The 20,452-nt window shown below is 55.1% G+C and carries 17 protein-coding genes; 5 read left to right on the top strand and 12 right to left on the bottom strand.

Translation table 11 applies throughout. The annotated features are described in order from the left end of the window. Nucleotides 1–14: 14 nt before the first annotated feature. The gene (locus ACMGGS_RS17150) at nt 15–1,607 is read right to left on the bottom strand and encodes an ABC transporter substrate-binding protein (protein WP_414163622.1); all 1,593 of its coding nucleotides are present in this window, start codon (nt 1,605–1,607) and stop codon (nt 15–17) included. 118 nt (nt 1,608–1,725) lie between these two features. Here ACMGGS_RS17150 and pepT point away from each other — a divergent pair, with 118 nt between their 5' ends. Next, nucleotides 1,726–2,955: a peptidase T gene (gene pepT / locus ACMGGS_RS17145; RefSeq protein ID WP_414163621.1), complete on the top strand. Its 1,230-nt coding sequence runs from the start codon at nt 1,726–1,728 to the stop codon at nt 2,953–2,955. Here pepT and tehB read toward each other — a convergent pair. After that, nucleotides 2,952–3,548: a tellurite resistance methyltransferase TehB gene (tehB, locus tag ACMGGS_RS17140; protein WP_414163620.1), complete on the bottom strand. Its 597-nt coding sequence runs from the start codon at nt 3,546–3,548 to the stop codon at nt 2,952–2,954. The two genes, pepT and tehB, sit on opposite strands and share 4 nt — an antisense overlap. 161 nt (nt 3,549–3,709) lie before the next feature. Here tehB and ydcK point away from each other — a divergent pair, with 161 nt between their 5' ends. Next, nucleotides 3,710–4,690, top strand: coding sequence for a YdcK family protein (gene ydcK, locus ACMGGS_RS17135; protein WP_414163619.1), 981 nt, complete (start codon nt 3,710–3,712; stop codon nt 4,688–4,690). A gap of 4 nt (nt 4,691–4,694) precedes the next feature. Here the strand turns inward: ydcK and rimL are convergent, their stop codons facing one another. The 3 genes from rimL to ACMGGS_RS17120 all read right to left on the bottom strand — a co-directional run bounded on the left by rimL (nt 4,695) and on the right by ACMGGS_RS17120 (nt 8,547). Then, a complete protein-coding gene (rimL, locus tag ACMGGS_RS17130) occupies nt 4,695–5,219 on the bottom strand; it encodes a 50S ribosomal protein L7/L12-serine acetyltransferase (protein WP_414166301.1) in 525 nt (174 codons plus the stop codon). 103 nt (nt 5,220–5,322) lie between these two features. Next, nucleotides 5,323–6,978 (bottom strand): glucan biosynthesis protein D, encoded by a 1,656-nt coding sequence (locus ACMGGS_RS17125; protein ID WP_414163618.1) that lies wholly within the window; start codon nt 6,976–6,978, stop codon nt 5,323–5,325. Nucleotides 6,979–7,203: 225 nt separating this feature from the next. Further along, nucleotides 7,204–8,547, bottom strand: coding sequence for a VOC family protein (locus ACMGGS_RS17120; protein WP_414163617.1), 1,344 nt, complete (start codon nt 8,545–8,547; stop codon nt 7,204–7,206). A 323-nt stretch (nt 8,548–8,870) separates the two neighbouring features. Between ACMGGS_RS17120 and ACMGGS_RS17115 the strand changes: the two genes are divergently transcribed. Further along, complete coding sequence (locus ACMGGS_RS17115) at nt 8,871–9,794, top strand: LysR substrate-binding domain-containing protein (protein ID WP_414163616.1); 924 nt, start codon at nt 8,871–8,873, stop codon at nt 9,792–9,794. A 330-nt stretch (nt 9,795–10,124) separates the two neighbouring features. Here ACMGGS_RS17115 and ACMGGS_RS17110 read toward each other — a convergent pair whose 3' ends face one another. The 3 genes from ACMGGS_RS17110 to ACMGGS_RS17100 form a co-directional block, all read right to left on the bottom strand. After that, the gene (locus tag ACMGGS_RS17110) at nt 10,125–11,813 is read right to left on the bottom strand and encodes a methyl-accepting chemotaxis protein (RefSeq protein ID WP_414163615.1); all 1,689 of its coding nucleotides are present in this window, start codon (nt 11,811–11,813) and stop codon (nt 10,125–10,127) included. Nucleotides 11,814–11,965: 152 nt separating this feature from the next. After that, nucleotides 11,966–13,084: an S-(hydroxymethyl)glutathione dehydrogenase/class III alcohol dehydrogenase gene (locus ACMGGS_RS17105; protein WP_414163614.1), complete on the bottom strand. Its 1,119-nt coding sequence runs from the start codon at nt 13,082–13,084 to the stop codon at nt 11,966–11,968. Between the two features lie 32 nt (nt 13,085–13,116). After that, on the bottom strand, nt 13,117–13,392 hold the full coding sequence (locus ACMGGS_RS17100; protein ID WP_176920216.1) for a metal/formaldehyde-sensitive transcriptional repressor: 276 nt from the start codon (nt 13,390–13,392) through the stop codon (nt 13,117–13,119). A 117-nt stretch (nt 13,393–13,509) separates the two neighbouring features. Between ACMGGS_RS17100 and ACMGGS_RS17095 the strand changes: the two genes are divergently transcribed. Continuing rightward, nucleotides 13,510–14,187, top strand: a complete 678-nt coding sequence (locus tag ACMGGS_RS17095; RefSeq protein WP_414163613.1) for an SOS response-associated peptidase — start codon at nt 13,510–13,512, stop codon at nt 14,185–14,187. A gap of 342 nt (nt 14,188–14,529) precedes the next feature. Here ACMGGS_RS17095 and ACMGGS_RS17090 read toward each other — a convergent pair whose 3' ends face one another. Beyond that, a complete protein-coding gene (locus ACMGGS_RS17090) occupies nt 14,530–15,831 on the bottom strand; it encodes an MFS transporter (RefSeq protein ID WP_414163612.1) in 1,302 nt (433 codons plus the stop codon). A gap of 173 nt (nt 15,832–16,004) precedes the next feature. Then, nucleotides 16,005–16,538 (bottom strand): cytochrome b561, encoded by a 534-nt coding sequence (gene cybB / locus ACMGGS_RS17085; protein ID WP_414166300.1) that lies wholly within the window; start codon nt 16,536–16,538, stop codon nt 16,005–16,007. 189 nt (nt 16,539–16,727) lie between these two features. Here cybB and ACMGGS_RS17080 point away from each other — a divergent pair, with 189 nt between their 5' ends. Then, entirely contained in the window at nt 16,728–17,660 is a 933-nt protein-coding gene (locus ACMGGS_RS17080; protein WP_414163611.1) for an alpha/beta hydrolase, read from the top strand. 382 nt (nt 17,661–18,042) lie between these two features. On the opposite strand, the gene aldA is transcribed toward ACMGGS_RS17080, so the two are convergent. Then, a complete protein-coding gene (gene aldA / locus ACMGGS_RS17075) occupies nt 18,043–19,482 on the bottom strand; it encodes an aldehyde dehydrogenase (RefSeq protein WP_414163610.1) in 1,440 nt (479 codons plus the stop codon). A gap of 163 nt (nt 19,483–19,645) precedes the next feature. Further along, nucleotides 19,646–20,434, bottom strand: a complete 789-nt coding sequence (locus tag ACMGGS_RS17070; protein ID WP_414163609.1) for a YdcF family protein — start codon at nt 20,432–20,434, stop codon at nt 19,646–19,648. Nucleotides 20,435–20,452 lie beyond the last annotated feature (18 nt).

Below are 20,452 nucleotides of genomic sequence, written 5' to 3'. Positions count from 1 at the left end.
ACCTGGCGCAGGTATTACTTCATATCTACCTGATAAAAAATGTGTTTACCAAACGGGTCGATTTCATAGCCCGTCACCTCTTTGCGCACCGGCTCGAAAATCGTGGAGTGGGCAATCATCACCGCGGGCATCTGATCGTGCATCATCTGCTGCGCCTGCTTGTACATCGCGGTGCGTTTATCCTGGTCGGTGATGACTTTTGCATCGGCAATCAGCTTGTCAAACGGCTTGTAGCACCACTTCGCCGAGTTGGAGCCGCCGTCCGCTGAGGTGCAGGTAAAAAGCGGGCCGAAGAAGTTGTCCGGATCGCCGGTGGCGGTGGTCCAGCCCATTAACGCCGCCTGGTGCTCTCCGCCCTTCACGCGCTTCAGGTATTCGCCCCATTCGTAGGTCACGATTTTGGTCTGCACGCCCACTTTTGCCCAGTCGGCCTGAATCATCTCCGCCATGCGTTTGGCGTTAGGATTATACGGACGCTGAACCGGCATGGCCCACAAATCGATGGTGGTGCCGTTTGCTAAACCCGCCTCTTTCAGCAGCGCTTTCGCTTTTTCCGGATCGTAATCGTAATCTTTCAGTTCACTATCGGCGCTCCATACCCCCGGCGGCAGCAGATTTTTGGCGGCGGTGCCGGTGCCGTGGAATACCGCTTCAATGATCGCGGGCTTGTTGATAGCCAGCGCCAGCGCCTGTCGTACTTTGACGTTATCCAGCGGCGCTTTCTGGGTGTTAAAGGCGAGGAAACCGGTGTTCAGCCCCGCTTTACTCATCAGGTTCAGGTCTTTATTTTCTTTCATCCGCGGCAGATCGGCAGGATTGGGGAACGGCATCACCTGACACTCGTTTTTCTCCAGTTTAGCGAAGCGTACTGAGGCATCCGGCGTGATGCTAAACACCAGCCGATCCAGTTTTGCTTTGCCGCCCCAGTATTCCGGGAACGCGGTGAAAAGAATGCGCGAATCCTTCTGATATTGCGTCAGCTTAAACGGCCCGGTGCCGACCGGCTGCATATCCACCCGCTCAGGCGTTCCTGCTTTCAGCATGGCGTCGGCATATTCGGCGGAGAGGATGGAAGCAAAATACCAGCCCAAATCGGCGACAAACGGCGCTTCCGGGTGAGCGAGGTTAAAGCGAACCGTGTAGTCGTCCACTTTATCAATACTGGTAATGAGCGTGCCGAACTCCAGGCTTTCAAAGTTGGAATAGGTGCCGCCGGAAACCTTATGGTACGGATTGTTGGGATCTTTCTGGCGCATAAACGAGAAGATCACGTCATCGGCGTTAAAGTCCCGCGTCGGCTTGAAATATTTATTGCTCTGGAACTTCACACCTTTGCGCAGATGGAAGGTATAGGTTTTGCCATCCTCGCTGACGTCCCAGCGTTCCGCCAGGCTCGGTTCCAGCTCCGTGGTGCCGACTTTAAAATCTACCAGCCGGTTATAAACCGGAACGGCGCTGGCATCCACGCTGGTGCCGGAGGTATAGAGCTGCGGGTTAAAGTTTTCCGGCGATCCTTCCGAGCAATACACTAACGTTTTCGCCGCCACGGTTGAACTTACCGTCAGTGCGGCCAGCGCCAGAGCAAGGGTAGAGAATTTGCTTTTCATCACTTTTTCCTGTTTTCTTGAGCCAGAGGCGGATGACGTACATGTCGTTTGCTGACTCATAGATAACATTAAAAACGCCTTGCAAGCACCTGATAACATAAATAAAGAAGGAAACACCATGTCTTCGCCGCTAGCCAGTCAATTAACCCAACGCTTCTTCCGCTATCTCGCCATCAGCAGTCAAAGCGATCCTGCGGCAACCACCCTCCCCACTACACCGGGACAACATGAGATGGCGCGGGCGCTGGCGACCGAACTGGCGCAGTTTGGACTGGACGATATCGTCATTGATGAACATGCTACGGTGACGGCAGTGAAAAAAGGCAACGTGGCCGGTGCGCCGCGCGTTGGCTTCATTACCCATATCGATACCGTCGACGTCGGGCTGTCGCCGGATATTCATCCACAGATCCTGCGTTTTACTGGTGAAGATCTCTGTCTGAACGCTGAGAAAGATATCTGGCTGCGGGTGAATGAGCATCCGGAAATTCTGGCCTATCCGGGCGAGGAGATCATTTTTAGCAACGGCACCAGCGTGCTGGGCGCGGATAATAAAGCGGCGGTGACGGTGGTGATGACCCTGCTGGAAAACCTGACCGCCGAACACCGGCACGGCGATATCGTGGTGGCGTTCGTACCGGATGAAGAAGTGGGTTTACGCGGTGCGAAAGCGCTGGATCTGCAACGCTTTGCGGTGGATTTTGCCTGGACTATCGACTGCTGCGAACTGGGCGAGGTTGTGTATGAGAATTTTAACGCCGCGTCGGCCGAGATCCGTTTTACCGGCGTGACGGCGCATCCGATGTCGGCGAAGGGCGTGCTGATCAACCCGCTGCTGATGGCCTGCGATTTTATTAACGAATTCGATCGTCAGCAGACGCCGGAGCATACCGCCGATCGTGAAGGTTACGTCTGGTTTAACGGTATGGAAGCCGTGCAAAGTTATGCACTACTACAGGCGAGCATTCGCGATTTCGACCTCGCCAGCTTTGAGCGGCGCAAGCAGCAGATCGCCGAAGTGGCGCATAAACTGGCTGAGCGTTACCCGACGGCAAAGGTGGAATACACTATCAGCGATATTTACAGCAATATCAGCAACGCGATTGGCGAGGACCGCCGGGCGGTGGATCTGATCTTTGACGCAATGCAAACCCTCGGCATTCCCGCAAAACCGACGCCGATGCGCGGCGGCACCGACGGGGCTGCGCTTTCTGCAAAGGGCTTGCTGACCCCGAACTTTTTCACCGGCGCGCATAACTTCCACTCAAAGTTTGAGTTTTTGCCGCTGAAATCCTTCGAGGCCTCTTATAACGTCGCGCTGCAACTCTGTTTGCTGGCCGCCCGCTAAGCGCTTTTACGCGCCAGCATAGTGGCAAAACGCAGCTTAATGCGATTACCCTCGGCGTCGGTGCGGTGCAGCTCGCCGACGTCCTCGTTATATTTCACCAGCTCCCAGCCGGTGTAATAATCGCGAAGTTCGCCGCGCTTAAAGGCAAAAGGAAAACCAACGGTACAGGGATAATCGTCGGTATCCATCGCCGCCACGATCAGGTTATAGCCGCCGGGCACGGTGCAGCGTTGCATATTGGCGATCAGGCCCGGAATGGTCTCCGCTTCGAGAAACATCATCACCACGGTGGAAAGAATAAAATCATATTCGCCTTCGAAGCGCAGGGTATTCAGATCCTGAATGCCGGTACGCAGATTTTCCAGCCCCTCTGCTACCCGGATGGTCTCCAGGTTTTTAATGCTCATCGGATTACGATCCCAGGCAGTAACGTCATAGCCGTTTGCTGCCAGCCACAGGCTGTTGCGGCCATTACCGCAGCCCAGATCCAGCGTGTTGCCTGGCAACATATGGCTGGCGGCTTCCAGCACATCGGAATGGGTGCGGGTTAGGCCGTATTTTTCGCTAAAGTAATTCTCGTCACGTACTGTCATATTTTTTCCTGAAAGCGCGGAAGATGAAAGCCAGCTCAGGCAGTAAGCGCCTGAGAAACCATCATAAGATGCATTTTTTATACATTTTAAGAAAAAGCGTTCTTAATAGCCAGTGCATTAACCTCTGCTACCTTTATCAGAGGATAATCCGGGAGAGAAAAATGCAAAAATACCGTCTGAGCGAGGAAACGCGTATTTATAGCTGGCAGGAAGACGGGGAAACCCGCCGCGAGACGCTATACCAGATCATCGCGCTACGCGACTTTGCCGACGTCGCGGCGGGCAGCGAGGGCGGCTGGATCGACAGCGAGGCGGCACTCAGTCAGGCTGGCGATTGCTGGATATACGATGTTAACAGCGCGGTGTTCGCCGGCGCGAAGATCGAAGGCAACGCCCGTCTCACCCAGTGCTGTATCGTCAGTCAGGGAGCAATCATCAGCGATAACGCCTGGCTCGACGCGGCGGAAGTGAGTCAGCGAGCCGTTATACGTGACAACGTCACTATTCAGCATTCTACGGTGCGCGGTGAATGTCAGATCCGCGACGACGCGCGGATTTTGCACCACAGCGCGATTATTGCGGTACGCGGGCTAACGCAGGAAAGCGATCGGCTCCTGCAAATCTACCACCGCGCCACCGTCATCGCATCGCACGTTGTCCACCAGGCGCAGATTTATGGCGACGCCATCGTAAAACATGCCTTTATTGAGCACCGTGCCGAAGTGTTTGATTTCGCCCTGCTGGAAGGCAATGAAGAAAATAACGTCTGGGTGTGCGACTGCGCCAAAGTTTACGGCCACGCGCGGTTGATTGCCGGGACGGAAGAGGATGCGATCCCCACGCTGCGTTATAGCTCGCAGGTCGCCGAAAATGCGCTGGTAGAGGGCAACTGTGTGCTGAAACATCATGTGCTGGTCGGCGGCGAGGCCTGGCTACGAGGCGGCCCTATCCTCATCGACGATAATGTGGTGATCCAGGGGCGCGCCCGCGTGAGCGGCGACGTCATTATCGAGCATTTTATTGAGCTAACCGACGATGCGGTGATTGAGGCCGCTGAAGGCGATGTGCTGCAACTGCGCGATCATAAAGTCATCAACGGCGCGCAGCGGGTGACCCGCACGCCGCTGGCCGGTCTACTTTGAAGACTCACTCAAAAATACGCGCGTAGATATTCTGATCTTCATACGCGCCGTTGAGAAATTCCGCCTGCTTCAGACAGCCTTCCAGCGCAAAGCCGTTACGCAAGGCCAGTTGATTACTTCTGATATTCTCGACGCGACATTTAATGACGAAGCGGCGAAGCTCGCCACGGTTGACATAGTGCTGCATCAGCGCCTGAAGCGCCTGCGATACAATCCCCTTTCCCTGCGCCTCTTCGTCCAGCCAGTAGCCGATATAAGCGGTTTTATTTAGCGGTTCGATCAGATTAAACGAGAGCACGCCGGCCAGCGCCTGATGATAAAAAATCAGATACATTTTGGCGTAGCCGCGCTGGTGCAGCATCACGTTGCCCTGCACATTTTTCCGCGTATCCTCCTCGTCATTGACAAACTGCGGCCAGTTCAGGCTTTGCTGTAGCCAGTCCCTGTTTTTCTGCGTTAACTGATACAACGGCGTGACAAAAACGTCATCCACCGCGCGCAGGGTAATGGCGTCGTTAACCGGGATCATATCAATTTGCAGGTCAGTTGAAGCAGTCATCAAGTACCTCTTGATAGCATTTACGGCGATGCAAGAAGCCGGACAGCATGACGCCCGTCCGGCAGATCCAGCTTTAGCGCATGACGCGGTCGTCAACGTAGTTACGTTTATCCACCGCCGGAGGGAAATACTGATACAGCCAGGTTTCGCTGATCGCATCCCCCTGACAGCGCAGGAACATGCGCATTTCTACCGGATCGGTGGCGTCGGACGTTGGATACCAGTCAAACAGGATACGGTAGCCGTCGAAAGGCTCAACGTAGAGAATTTCAACCTGTTTTGCTTCCCCGCTGGAGAGCGTGATCACCGGTTCAATGCCTTTCGGTGCGGCGGCTTTCAGATCGCCGCCGACGAAATCAATGGCAAAGCGGCGCGACCATTTTTCCGGAAAATGTTCCCCCGGTGCCCATCCTTCCGGGAAGGAACCCATACCGGTGCGCGTCGCCATCACGCGGGCCAGCGGTGAGCGAACCGGCGGCTGGGCGCTCCAGTAGAGACGGTATTTGAAGTCCAGCGCATCACCGGCGCGGATCGCTTTCTCCGGTTGCCAGAAGCAGACAATGTTATCCAGCGTTTCGCCGGTGGTCGGGATCTCCATCAGGTTGACGGCCCCTTTCCCCCATTTGCTGCGCGGCTCGACCCACAGGCTCGGGCGCTTGTTGTACCAGCCCATCACATCCTGATAGTGGGTAAACTCACGATCGAGTTGTAACAGTCCAAAGCCCTTCGGATTGTTATCAACGAAAGCATTGAACTGCAATTTCTGCGGATTGTTGAGCGGACGGCAGATCCACTCGCCGTTGCCGCGCCACATCGCCAGGCGGTCGGAGTCGTGGATTTGCGGATGGATAGTGTCGCACATCCGACGCTCGTTATTGCCGCAGCTAAACATACTGGTCATCGGCGCGATACCGAGCTGCTTGATGTCTTTACGCGCATAGACATGGTTTTCCACATCCATAATGACCTGGCTCTCTTCGCAGTGGATCACGAACTTATACGCCCCGGTCACGCTGGCGCTGTCCAGCAGCGCATAAACGGTAAATGTGGTCGCTCCCGGTTTGACGGTTTCAAACCAGAATGACGTAAAATCAGGGAATTCTTCCGGCGTATCGGTAAAGGTGTCGACGGCCAGACCTCGGGCGGAAAGGCCGTACTGGTAAGTGCTGTCCACCGCGCGGAAATAACTCGCGCCCAGGAAAGAAACGATGTCGCGACGCGCCAGTTCAGGAGCTTTAAAGGCGCGGAATCCGGCAAAGCCTAAATCGGTCTGGCCGACTAGCTGGCGGGTATCAACGCCCGCATCGTTGTACTGGAACAGTTCCGGGCGAAAATGGATTTCCCGCGCTCGCTGCGTCGCGGAATCCAGCGAAAACATCCGCACCCGGCGGCGGAAGCCCATCCCGACGTGGAAAAACTGCACGTCCAGTTTGCGGCCTTCAACGTTATTCCACAGGGAGTGCGCCGCATCATATTGAATGCTGTTATAGGCCTGCGGGGTCAGCGTTGCCAGGGTATTGGGTAACGGACGCGGTGCACCGACCCAGGGCTGCTTCGCCAGATCGCTGGCCGTGGACTGGAGTACGGAAAAGTCAAAAGGCCGGGTCTGGCCGTCGGCGATGTCCGACTCTTCCGCGAAGGCTGCCCGCGAGAACAGCGTCGAAATCCCGGAAGTACCACACACGGCGGCGACCGCCATTGTATTTTTAAGAAATCTTCTGCGATTCATGCCTGGAAAAACATCCTTAGGTCAGCAAAAAGGTGCCGCGTTGCTGGTAACGGCAACGCGTCCGAAAGCGCCCACTTTAGACAAAATCCGTTAATAAACCAATTGTTAACGGCGGAAAAACTGCGCCAGGCGGAAAAAACAGGCTGCCAATGAGACCAGGCTGAATCATCGGTAAAGTTATGTATGAAAAATCCCCATCTCTGTTATCAAATGGGGACAGGTGTTTCATAGCAGTCCACAACGCTTTTTACTGCGATCTTCCGCCTGCTGATAAAGCGTAAACTCATCCAGAACCGGGCACCCCAGCGCCTGCTCAAAGGTCTGGCGAGAAGCGTTCCCATGACGACGAGCCTGAGTTTCGTTACCCAGGTTGGACTGAAAAATCCCGGCGGCGCTGACCGGCAAAAAATCCTCATAAATAATAGGCTGGGCCACGACCCAACCGCGCTCGATCAGCGGCTGCGGATCGTCACCGGGATGGATGGCGTTACGATGCGCCTCGCCTGACGGCGTGAGCCGATAACGGTAATACGCCAGCCCCTGACGGCGCAGGAAGATGTCGCTGTCCGGGAAACGCTTAAAAACGTCCTGTAAATGCAACTGATGGGTCAGATTGTCTTTGCCGGTGCCAGCCTCGCCAAGCAGCCGGTCGTATAGCTCGCGCCCTTTTGGCGTTAACGCCACGCCCCGCTGCTCAATCTCACCAAAACGTGCAGTATGGGTTCCCTGGTGGCTTCCGGCGAACAACACTGGCTCCTCCAGGGCTTTGAAACTGGTCTGGCGGAGTAAAATCGGCACCTCGCGGCGCGGCGGGCCTTCGATCAGCGTTTTAGGTTCGATGCCACACCCCGGCATCAGCGCCTGCGCCCGATCGATATCCAGCGTGCGCGGGGTAAGATGGTTGATATGGCAACCGGGAAAACACACCACATCGGCAATCAGGCGGTGCTCCTGATTAAGCGCATGATAGGTTTCTTCATCAACGGTGGCGTGCCGATGCCAGCGGAACGTTTCCAGCGCTTCACGCACAAACTCCTCGCCTTCCGCCGGGGTAAAAACACCCTGCTCGTCGAATCGGTCCAGCAGCGCCCGGCAGCGCGGCGTGAAAATATCGCGTAGTGCAAGCGTCGCCGCTGCCCGCTCTCGCAGTTTCGGGTCTTCAATCAGTTCAAGGCGCAGTAATGAGGTGAAAATACGAAACGGATTACGCGCCAGCGCAGCATCCTCCACCGGACGAAATGCCGTGGAGTGTACCGGAACGCCCGCCTGCGACAGGTCATAATAGCTGACGGGAAACATCCCCATAATGGCGAACATCCGCCGTAGCGTGTTGAGTTCCCTGGCCGTGCCGACGCGGATCGCGCCGTGACGCTCAACGTTTAATCGTGCCAGCTCATCCGCGTTCGCCAGTTGTTCATGTAGCGCCGCATTATTTTCCAGTACCGCCAGATTCACATCTGCCACCAGTTCCAGTAACGTGCCGTACTGCGGCACTTCCTGCTGGTACATTGCTGACATAGCCTGCGAAAATTGTTCCCGAATCTCATCAGCCGTGATGGTGTTCGCCATGATGTCTGCCTCCAGTGAATACTCTCTGGAGTGTAGAGAAGCGCTTCTAAAGCTGGGGGAAGAATTTGCGATTTGTGATCGCTGCCGATCTTCATTCTGCTGGCTGATTATTGACTTCTTACATGACCCAGGCTTATGAAAGATGGCCTGAGGTTTCACTTAAAATTAACCTCCCCCATTGGCATTCTTTGACAATAGACTGATTTTTAGACCAATTCACTGAGTAACCCCAATATAAAAATGTTAATGAAATTTTGCTAGCAAGTTATCAAAATTAGATAACTTTACTTGTCACTGTTGCGCTCTGTTTTTAACATCCGGTTATGGAAAAAAATGGTCTTTTTAATCAGCGCATTCGGTTGCGCCACCTGCATACGTTCGTTGCCGTCGCTCAACAAGGGACGCTGGGACGTGCGGCTGAAACGCTCAACCTCAGCCAGCCTGCACTGTCAAAAACGCTCAATGAACTTGAGCAATTGACCGGTGTGCGGCTTTTCGACCGTGGGCGACTCGGCGCGCATTTAACCCTGGTCGGCGAACAGTTTCTTACCCACGCCATGAAGGTGCTGGATGCCTTAAATACCGCCGGGCAATCGCTGAACCGTAAGGAAGGCGTGAATAACGATATTGTGCGTATTGGTGCGTTACCGACGGCGGCGCTGGGGATCCTCCCGGCGGTGATCGGTCAATTTCATAAGCAGCAAAAAGACATCACCCTGCAAGTTGCTACCATGAGCAATCCGATGCTGCTGGCGGCGCTGAAGTCGGGAGAAATCGATTTGGGCGTAGGACGGATGTCCGCCCCTGAACTGATGAGCGGTCTGAACTACGAACTGCTGTTTCTTGAATCGCTGAAGCTGGTGGTGCGTCCCGGTCATCCGCTGCTCCAGGAAAATATTACTTTTAGCCGGGTGCTGGAATGGCCGGTGGTGGTCACTCCCCGAGGGACCACGCCAAGACAGAATGCGGAAGAATTATTGCTCAGCCAGGGATGCAAAATGCCCGCTGGCTGCATTGAGACGCTCTCCGCCTCGCTTTCACGCCAGTTAACCGTAGATTATAACTACGTCTGGTTTGTGCCGTCCGGTGCGGTGAAAGATGATTTGCGGGTCGGGACCCTGGTGGCGCTGCCCGTGACCACGCAGGGAACCGGCGAGCCTATCGGCATTTTAACCCGGATTGACGGGAATTTGTCGCCCGGCGCACAAACGCTGCTGAGTGCAATTCGTAAAACGTTGCCGGAGTAATAACTCTTCTGATGCACCATACAACGCAGCAGTTTAGCGTCTGTACAGGACTGTAAATAACCTATTGATATTAATGCTTTTGTAGGCCGGGTAAGCGAAGCGCCATCCGGCAACATTACCACGCAGAGGCCGCTGTTGGCTGCCTGCCCGGCGGCGCTGTCGCTTGCGCGGGCCTACGGGTAAAACCCACGCCGCAGTGATCCCGTTCCGCCAATGAAGCGTAGGCCGGGTAAGCGAAGCGCCACCCGGCAAAACGGCGCGTCAATAGTAGTTTGTTGTCAGTCTGTAACGCCGAAGCCCCGGCGTTTTACGTGACCACAACCAGCCTGGTTAAAACGTCTCCCAGTTATCTCCGGACACGACCGCTGGTCTCTGCGTAGCCAATACCGGCGTTTGCACCGCTGGCGCGCGGCGCTCAGTAGTACCGGCTTGCAGACGGAAGGCCCCGACAGCTTCTGTCAGACGAGCGGCTTGTTCTTCCAGGGATGCGGCGGATGCGGAAGCTTCCTCCACCAGCGAGGCGTTTTGTTGCGTCACGTTGTCCATTTCGCTGATCGCCTGGCTAACCTGGGTTATTCCCCGGCTTTGCTCATCTGAGGCAGCGGCGATTTCGAGCATAATGTCCGTCACGCGTTTCACTGCCTCAACGATTTCTTTCATCGTGCCACCTGCGGCAACCACTTCACCGGAGCCGCGTTCGATCAGCGTAACAGATTCGCTAATCAACCCTTCAATCTCTTTCGCCGCCTGCGCGCTGCGGCTGGCCAGGGTCCGGACTTCACTGGCGACGACCGCAAACCCACGCCCCTGTTCACCGGCGCGCGCCGCTTCCACCGCCGCGTTCAGCGCGAGGATATTGGTCTGGAAAGCAATACTATTGATAACGGCGGTAATTTCAGAGATTTTCTTCGAACTGGCGGAGATATTGCCCATGGTGGTGACCACGCCGGAGACAATTTGCCCACCGCGGCTGGCTTTACCGGAAGCATCTTCCGCCAGTTTGCTGGCATGATGGGCGTTATCCGCATTCTGTTTCACTGTCGCGGTAAGTTGCTCCATGCTGGCAGCAGTCTGTTCAATCGCCGCAGCCTGCTCCTCAGTACGCGAAGAAAGGTCGGTGTTACCCGCTGAAATTTCGCTGGTACCACGGTAGATCTCATCTGCGCCCATGCGGACGGTGCCAACGGTGCGCACCAGCGAATGCTGCATTTTTTGTAGATCGCGGCTTAAGTGGCCAATTTCACTTCGGCCAGTCACTTCATCGGCCAGCGTCAGATCGCCTGCGGCGATATTCTCAATACGCTGCGCGGCACGCTGTAAGGGGGAAATCACCGTGCGGCGTAACACTATAAAAGTCAGTAGCGTTAATACCAGCGCGATAGCAAACGCTGCGGCCATAAAAACCATGCCCAGTTGGCTGCGATGATGTGCCTGTTCCCGCAAGCTGTTCGCCCGCTCAGTTCTTAACTGGATCGCTTTTAATAGCACGTCGTTATAGGCGTTATCCAGCGGACGCGCCTGTTCATTTTCGTGATTAATAATGGCTTCAAACATGCCGTTTTTTGCAAATTTGAGCATCGGCTGCATGCCTTTAATATAGGCGGCAAAGCTGGTATTCAGAGCGCCATCCAGCGCTTCATCGGCAGGCGTTTTGACCGTGCGATTCATATAAACGGCAAAACCGTCCTGCGATTGTTTAATACGTTTTTCTGCTTCGGCAATGTTCGCCTTCATCGCATCCATTTCGGCAATTCGGCTGGCGGCCCCGGCATGGATCAGATTGATACGCGCGGTACGCAGATGGTTCGCGCTATTGGAAAGTCCCATACGGACCTGGATCTCTTCGGTCACATCTTTTTGATCGTGGTCGGCCTGCATTAAAAAATAGCCAGCCAGCCCCGCGCTTAGCGCGAATAACAGCAGAATGCCGCCAAGAATGGTCGAAAACAGAGGAACCAGACGGATATGGTGTAAAAAACTCAGCTTGTGCGCAGGTTGCAGCGCTGTTTTATTGTCCATGGCTATCGACTCTCATTGAAAGAAGCGTACAAACACGCCCGTCTGATAGTCATCGGCATTTAAGCGCAATTACTTACCGCGAAAAGCGATACCTGGCTCACATTTCACAACATTGAGAGGAGTGCCAGCGGCGGGAACCGCTGGCAGATGAATCAGTTATCGCCGAAATGGATAACGGTACGGATGGATTTACCTTCATGCATCAGGTCGAAGGCGTCGTTGATCTGCGCCAGCGGCAGGCGGTGAGTAATGAACGGATCGAGTTTAATTTTACCCGCCATCGCATCTTCCACCATGCCGGGCAGCTGCGAGCGCCCTTTCACCCCGCCGAAGGCCGAACCGCGCCATACGCGGCCTGTCACCAGCTGGAACGGACGGGTACTGATCTCCTGACCGGCACCGGCAACGCCGATAATCACGCTTTCGCCCCAGCCTTTATGGCAGCATTCCAGCGCGGCGCGCATAACGTTGACGTTACCGATACATTCAAAGCTAAAATCAACGCCGCCGTCGGTGAGTTCAACGATGACGTCCTGAATCGGCCGGTCGTGATCTTTCGGGTTGATGCACTCGGTGGCACCCATCTCTTTTGCCAGTGTGAACTTCTCCGGGTTAGTGTCGATGGCAAGAATGCGTCCCGCCTTCGCCTGCACCGCGCCCTGGATCGCGGCAAGACCAATACCGCCGAGACCAAAAATGGCAACGGTATCGCCTTCTTTCACTTTCGCCGTGTTATGTACCGCACCGATACCGGTGGTCACGCCACAGCCCAGCAAACAGACTTTATCCAGCGGAGCCTGAGGATTCACTTTCGCCAGCGAAATCTCGGCACAGACGGTGTACTCGCTGAAAGTACTAGTCCCCATATAGTGATAAATCGGCTCGCCGTTATAAGAGAAGCGGGTAGTGCCGTCCGGCATCAGTCCTTTGCCCTGGGTGGCGCGAACCGCCTGACACAGATTGGTTTTTCCCGATTTACAGAACTTACATTCGCCGCATTCTGCGGTATACAGCGGGATCACATGATCGCCCGCTTTCAGGCTGGTCACGCCCTCGCCCACTTCAACCACAATACCGCCGCCTTCATGACCGAGCACCGCCGGGAAAACGCCTTCCGGATCGTCGCCGGAGAGGGTAAAGGCATCGGTATGGCATACGCCGGTATGGGTAATTTTGACCAGCACTTCGCCTTTTTTCGGCGGCGCGACATCAATATCGACGATTTTTAACGGCTGGCCCGGGCCAAAGGCCACTGCTGCACGTGATTTCATATTCTTTCTTCCCCTGTTGCGATGTTAATCATTTATTTTAGATACGAACGGAGTAAATGGCCGACTTCTGCCATTCGCACCGCGCGCTGATCGGGCGTTGTCTCGCCGCTGACCAGTTCGTCTTTAAGGTGAATTTCGACCATCTCGCCCATCAGCCCATTCGCGGCCCCACGAATGGCCGCGATCTGTTGCAGGATGGCAATGCAGGGTTCGCCTGACTCCAGCGCCCTTTCCAGCGCATCGACCTGACCACGAATGCGCCGGACGCGGGTTAATGCGCGTTTTTTATCTTCGGGTGACTGCGGCATGAAAACTCCGGGATTATACTGTAGGGTAGTATAGTAACAGCGAGATAACTGGCTTGCAAACCCCCGCCCCATTCCCATGCTCTATACTTTCAACAGGCTGTCGGAGGGAGAATGGCTATGTGTGGGCGTTTTGCGCAATCAAAAAACCGTGAAGACTATCTCGCGCTATTCGGTAAAAGAGAGGCGTTCAACATCCCTTACGATCCTGAACCGATTGGGCGCTACAACGTGGCACCGGGGACGAAGGTTTTGTTGTTAAGCGAGCGCGACGAACAGGTTTACCTCGATCCCGTGCTGTGGGGATATGCACCGGGTTGGTGGGATAAACCTCCCGTAATTAATGCCCGAGTTGAAACAGCCGCCGCCAGCAGAATGTTTAAACCGCTGTGGCAACATGGACGGGCGATAGTGTTCGCCGACGGCTGGTTTGAGTGGAAGCGCGAAGGTGATGTGAAGCAGCCGTATTTTATTCACCGCGCGGACTGTCAGCCCATTTTAATGGCGGCTATCGGCAGCCCGCCCTTTGAGCGCGGTGATGAAGCAGAAGGTTTTTTGATCGTGACGGCGGCAGCCAGCCACGGGCTAATTGATATTCACGATCGCAGGCCGTTAGTTCTGACGCCGCAAGCTGCGCGTGAATGGATGCGGCAGGATGTCGGCGGTAAAGAAGCCGAAGCAATAGCCGCTGAAGGCACAGTGCCTGCAGATGCCTTTATCTGGCATCCTGTCACGCGGGCTGTCGGTAACGTGCATAATCAACGCAGCGATTTAATTCAGCCCGTCGATGAGCGCTAACCGCTACATCCCAGGGGTTGGGCAGGAAGCCGGGGCGCCGGTTGAGTCAACGCACCCCCCTGCTGCCGAAGTGATTTTCGTACCTGGTGCGGGTGCGGCATGCTCTGCCGCCGTCTGATTATCAGACCGCGTGGCTTCTGTGTAAGTGGTGTGCGAGCAGCCTACCAGAGTGAACAACAGGCCAGCGATAAAAAATTTATTCATAATTCCTCTCTATAAATCAGTCGGGATAAACAGAGATCGGTTACGCTAAGTGTGGCTGATTAAGAGAGATTTTCCAGTTCCCGCTTCGAATCGATGACGCAGTTAGCCCGGCGGGAAAGGTACCGCCGGTCGGCAGTGTTATCTTTTAAGCGGTTGTCCGGCGGTCTCTTTCGCCCGCAGCACCGTCAGGAGAGTAATTAGCGCTGCCCCCATCACATACCAGGCGGGTGAGAATTTATCGCCGGTGGTCGCGATCAGCCATACGGAGAACCACGGCGTAATACCGCCAAAGAACGCCACCGCGAAGTTATAGGCAATTGACAGCCCACCGTAGCGCACGCTGGTAGGAAAAAGCTCAGCCATGGCTGCGCTACAGGCGCCGTCGAAGGCGGCAATAAAGGCTCCCAGCATTAACATGGCGAAAATGGCGGAGAGCACGTCGCCCTGCGCCATCACCATCATCGCCGGATAGCTGAACAGAATAAATCCGCTACAGCCTGCCAGCATCAGCGGCTTGCGGCCAAAGCGGTCGGAGAGATAGCCCATAAACGGTACCATGACCGCAATAGCAAACAGTCCGATGGTGGTAATGGCGTAGGCGTTAAGGCGGGAAAAATGCAGTTCAGTTGCCAGATAACTGGGCATAAACGTTTGCAGCGTCCAGTGCCCTACCGCCTTGAGAACCACAAAACCCACGCAAAACAGCAGTGCAGCCCACGCTTTCGTGACCGCAGCGCGAAGCGGCGCGGCCTCTGTTTTACCTGTCGCGGCAACCGCTTTATATTCGGGCGAATCTTCCAGATGCTGACGCAGATAAAGTCCAATCCAGCCCAGCGGTCCGGCAATTAAAAACGGAATGCGCCAGCCCCAGTCGTTCATGGTGTCGTCCCCGAGCGAGGCTGTCAGCAGGAATACCAGACCCGATCCGGCGACAAAGGCCATAAAACCAAAGTTATCGATCCAACAGGTGAAATACCCGCGTCGGGCGACGGGCGCATATTCCGCCAGATAAGTAGTAGCGCCGGAACTTTCGCCGCCAGCGGCAAAGCCCTGGACAAGACGAGTAATGACCAGCAGTATCGTCGCGGTAATCCCGATGGTGTGATAAGAGGGTAATAACCCCATCGCAAATGTTGCGCCAGAGGTCAGCAGGATCACTGTCGCCAGCACTTTCTGCCGTCCTACCCGGTCTCCCAGCGAACCAAACCATAACCCACCGAGGGGACGCATAATAAAACCCGCGCCGAAAACGGCGAATGAGGAGAGTAATGCCACGGCCGGGTCTGCCGACGGGAAAAATTGCAGTCCGATAATCGCCGCCAGCGTGCCATACAGGCCAAAATCAAACCATTCCACGAAGTGCCCCACGCCAGTCGCGAGTAGCACTTTGCGTAGTTTCCTTTCAACCGGTACCGGGCGATCTTTAGTTATTGTGGTCATTATCACCTCAAAGTGTTTCTATTATAGATATACTTCTACACCGACCGGCGATTATATGCACAGAAGAAAGGCATTAAAATGTGACCCTTCGCAAAGATGCCGCACAGAAACCCCGCGCCGATCACATTTTTCGGCCACAAAAAAGCCCCGCCATGGCGGGGCAAGTAAAAGCATTATCGGGAGCGTTTTTTTGGCATCATGCGCAGTAACGTATTGTCTTTCCAGTAATAATGATGTAACAGTGCGGCCAGTGCGTGCAGGCCAATCACCCAGTAGCCCAGTTTTGCCAACAAAATATGGTAATCCTTCACGACATCCACCACGTCAAAATTGGCTTCTGTGGCATACGGCATCACCACGCCAAACGCCATCCACGGGTGACCACGGTTATACATCATCACCAGGCCGAGGATCGGCAGCACAATAAAGAGCAGATAAATGACCAGATGCCCCAGGTGTGCCATGCCAGTCATCATCGGTCTGGGCTTAGGCACAATCGCTGGCGTCTTATATTTAAGACGCAGCAGCAGGCGGACCAGCATTAGCACCAGCACGGAAATGCCGCAGGAGACATGCACCATGTTAAACCACAGGCGAGCGCTTCGCGGGGCCAGACCGCGAAATTCCATTGCACAGTACGCCACCACAACTAACAGAAAAACCAGCCAGTGTATGGTGATTTGCACGCCGGAATATTTATTACCCATCATATTTTCCCGAAATACCTATAACAAAAGAACAACATAGCGGGATTCAATTAAAAATTCATTAACTTTTAGCGCAGCGTATTGCGCAAAGTTTGATTTTGAAACAACAGTTTACTTTGTTGGCTGGCTTAACATTTTTCAGGGCGCGCTGTGCTATAACCTCTTTTTGCCCTTCACAGGAGAAACGGTATGTTGTCCATTCCCCCCGAAGAACTGGTGCAGTTGATGGCGGAAGCCACCCGCAAAGCAGGCACCTTCCCCGTCTGGCCTCAGGGCGAGGCACCCGGCGCGGTGACCAGTCGCGTCCAGTTTGTGCTGGAAGAGAATCACACGGGCAATTCCGCATTTGATCGTTCCGTGACTGGCGTTCGCGCCCCACAAATCACGGTTTATGCTCCTGCCGAGCCGAACGGTATCGGCATTCTGGTCACGCCGGGCGGGTCGTACAAACGCGCGGTGCTGGATAAAGAAGGCAGCGCGCTGGCTCCATTTTTTAATGCCTGCGGCTATACGTTGTTTGTGATGACCTACCGTATGCCCGACGACGGTCACGCAGAAGGAGCCGATGCCCCACTGGCGGATGTGCAACGTGCGATGCGCACGCTGCGGGCGCGTGCGGCGCAATGGCAACTGGATGCGGATCGTCTCGGTGTACTGGGTTTTTCTGCCGGAGGCCACGTGGCAGCGAGCCTCGGCACGCGCTTTGCGGAACAGGTTTATCCGCCGCTGGATGAGATTGACGCCCTGTCGGCGCGTCCGGCATTCATGGCACTGGTTTATCCGGTGATCACCATGCGCGACGAGATTGACCACCCGGCGTCACGTCAGGCATTGATCGGCGCACAACCGGACGCTCGGCAGATCGCGCATTACTCCCTGGAACAACGGGTCGACAGCCAGACGCCGCCAACGTTTTTGCTCCACGCGGTTGACGATCCGACGGTGAAAGTGGAAAACAGCGTGGTGATGTTTACCGCGCTGCGCCAGCGTGGTGTGCCGGTGGAAATGCATTTGTTTGAGCAGGGTAAGCACGGTTTCGGTATTCGCGATGCGCAAGGGCTACCAGTATCGGTGTGGCCTGAATTGATGATGGACTGGATTGGAAGTAAATTTTTGACGTGAGCGCGGCCCGGTGGGTTAATGCCGGGTGGCGGCTTCGCCTTACCCGGCCTACGGGGTGGAATTTATTATAGTATTTACAAATAGTTAGCTTTCCAACAAGATCGCGTTTCATTCACCTGTAGGCCCGGTAAGCGCAGCGCCACCGGGCAGAGCGGCACATACCGTTTTATCATCAAACCAGAACATCGCCAGGCAGATAACATCGCGTTTCATCCACCCGTAGGCCCGGTAAGCGCAGCGCCACCGGGCAGAGCGGCACATACCGTTTTAACATCAACCAGAACATAGCCAGACAGATAACATCGCGTTTCATCCGCCCCGTAGGCCCGGTAAGCGCAGCGCCACCGGGCAGCGTGGCACGGGAGTTCCGTCAATCCCCCCGTCAGGACTGCAAATACACCACCTGCGTTTGCAGATACTCTTCCAGCCCGTGACGACCATCGGCCCCACCAATGCCCGATTTGCGCCAACCGGCGTGGAACCCCTGCATGGCTTCAAAGTTCTCGCGATTGATGTAAGTTTCGCCGAACTTCAGCCCCTTAATCGCTTTCATCGCCGTATTCAGGTTCTGGGTATACACCGCCGATGTCAGACCATAATCGCTGTCGTTGGCCATCGCCAGCGCCTCTTCAAGCGTATCAAAGGTGATAACCGGTAGCACCGGGCCAAAGGTCTCTTCATGGACAATCGCCATCTTTTGATGCACATCCAGCAATAGCGTCGGCGGATAGAAGTAGCCCTTGCCTTCCACTGCCTTACCGCCGAGAACCAGCTTCGCGCCCTCTTCCACCGCGCGGGCGACTTTCTGCTCCACGCGCTCCAGCGCGGCGGCATTAATTAACGGCCCCATGGCAATATCGCTACGCTGGCCCGGATCGCCATATTCTACCGCTTTCAGCGCCTCGCCAAGCCGGTTCACGAAGCGATCGTAAATGCCTTTCTGCACATACACCCGTTCGGCGCAGTTACACACCTGCCCGGTGTTAATCACCCGCGAATCAACAATTGCTTTTACTGCCAGGTCCAGATCCGCATCGTCCATCACGATAGCCGGAGCCTTGCCGCCAAGTTCCAGGCAAACTTTAGTAATGTTTTTCGCGGCGGCAGCCATGATTTTTTCCCCGGCCCCTACGCTTCCGGTCATGCTGACCATAGCTACTTTCGGGTTGCCCGCCAGTTCCTGCCCGACCGTTTCGCCGCGTCCCAGCACCAGGTTAAAGACGCCTTTCGGCAGGCCAATCTCATGGACAATTTCAGCAAAGGCAATGGCATTATTGGGCGTAAATTCGCTGGGTTTGATTACAATGGTATTGCCGGTAATGAGCGCCGGAGCCAGCTTGCGGGCGATCAGGAAAAACGGGAAGTTCCACGGCAGGATGCCGGTCGTGACGCCGAGCGCACGTTTGAAAACGAGAATATTTTCGCCGGGACGATCGCTTTGCAGGATCTCACCTTCGTAGCGGCGCGCCCACTCGGCCATATAGTCGATATAGTCAGCGGTAAAAGAGACTTCCACGTCGGCAAGTTGCTGGATTTTACCGCCTTCCGCAACGATCAGCGCGCTAATTTCACTGGCCCGCTCACGGATACCCGCCGCAATTTTTTTCAGCCAGCCCGCACGCTCAATAGCAGGCAACGCTTCCCAGCCCGGCTGCGCCCGGTGTGCCGCATCAATGGCCTCTCGCGCCTGCTGAGCGTTACCATCCGGAATACGCGATAGTAGCGCTTCGGTTGCCGGATTAATAACGTCGATCCAGTTATCGCCCTGCCAGCTTACGAACTGACCATCGATATACATTGCGTGCTGCACTGGTGCTGTCATGACTGCTCCTGTGATTATATTGTTTTCAACAAGTAAACGCATTGTTAAAACAATACAATCGCAGGTGGGAATTCCTACCGTAAAAGGCCGATTATGTGAGATGACGCATAAAAGTGAGCGAAATGAAATGGATGTGCCCGTTAGTATTAAAACGGGCGGCGCATTATATTAGCGAACGGGTTTTCAGTGCCCCGATCAGTAATTCATCGTCTTTAAGGGTATGCCAGGCGTGTTCAACTTCTGCCGGAATATTGACGTGACTGATGAATCCTTTCCCATTAGGGCCGTATCCCTGGGCATCGTCACGCAGGCGCGGAATTTCGCCGAGGATCAGCGACAGATAACGCTCGACTGGCCACAGACCTCTTTGGCTATCCACCAGCACCAGACCCTTCTCGCTATTATGCAACTGCGGCACGATGCCGGGATAACTCATCAGGCGCGGCGGCGTTTTGCGGTCGCGAAACTCGTGCGCAAATGTCGCCATGGTGCGACGCTGCATCGTGGGGTCCTGCACCACCACGGTGTTGGCGTGCGCCAGGCCAGTAACATCAAGCATCTGACGGGTAAAGTGCGCATTTTCACCACAGTTAGTGGATTTGCTCTCTATCAACACCCGTTCAGCAGGGATATCCCAGAACTGCCGGGCGATCTCCGCCAGAATTTCAGCCTCTGAGCGCCCGGTGGTTTGCACCTTGTTATAGCGTGGATGGCGGGCGATGGCGGCATACAGGAAGGTCGTCGAATGGCCGATACCGCCGCTGATCAATAGGGGACATGATTTTTCAGTGGCAATTTCGCAGGCCGCGTCAATACTGGGGATAACCGCGTTCCCCGCCAGCACCACCAGATCAACATCCCCGGCGACAGACTCGTTCTGCGCCAGCCACTGACCCAGCAGATTTGCCGCCTGAAGGGTGGCAGCGGGCAGTTGTGGAAAAATACCTGTCATTCTTATTACTCCTTGATT

Origin of the sequence: Superficieibacter sp. BNK-5 (assembly GCF_047456055.1) — a bacterium.
In the GTDB taxonomy this organism is placed as follows: Bacteria; Pseudomonadota; Gammaproteobacteria; order Enterobacterales; family Enterobacteriaceae; genus Superficieibacter.
This window is presented reverse-complemented; position numbering and strand designations above follow the sequence as displayed.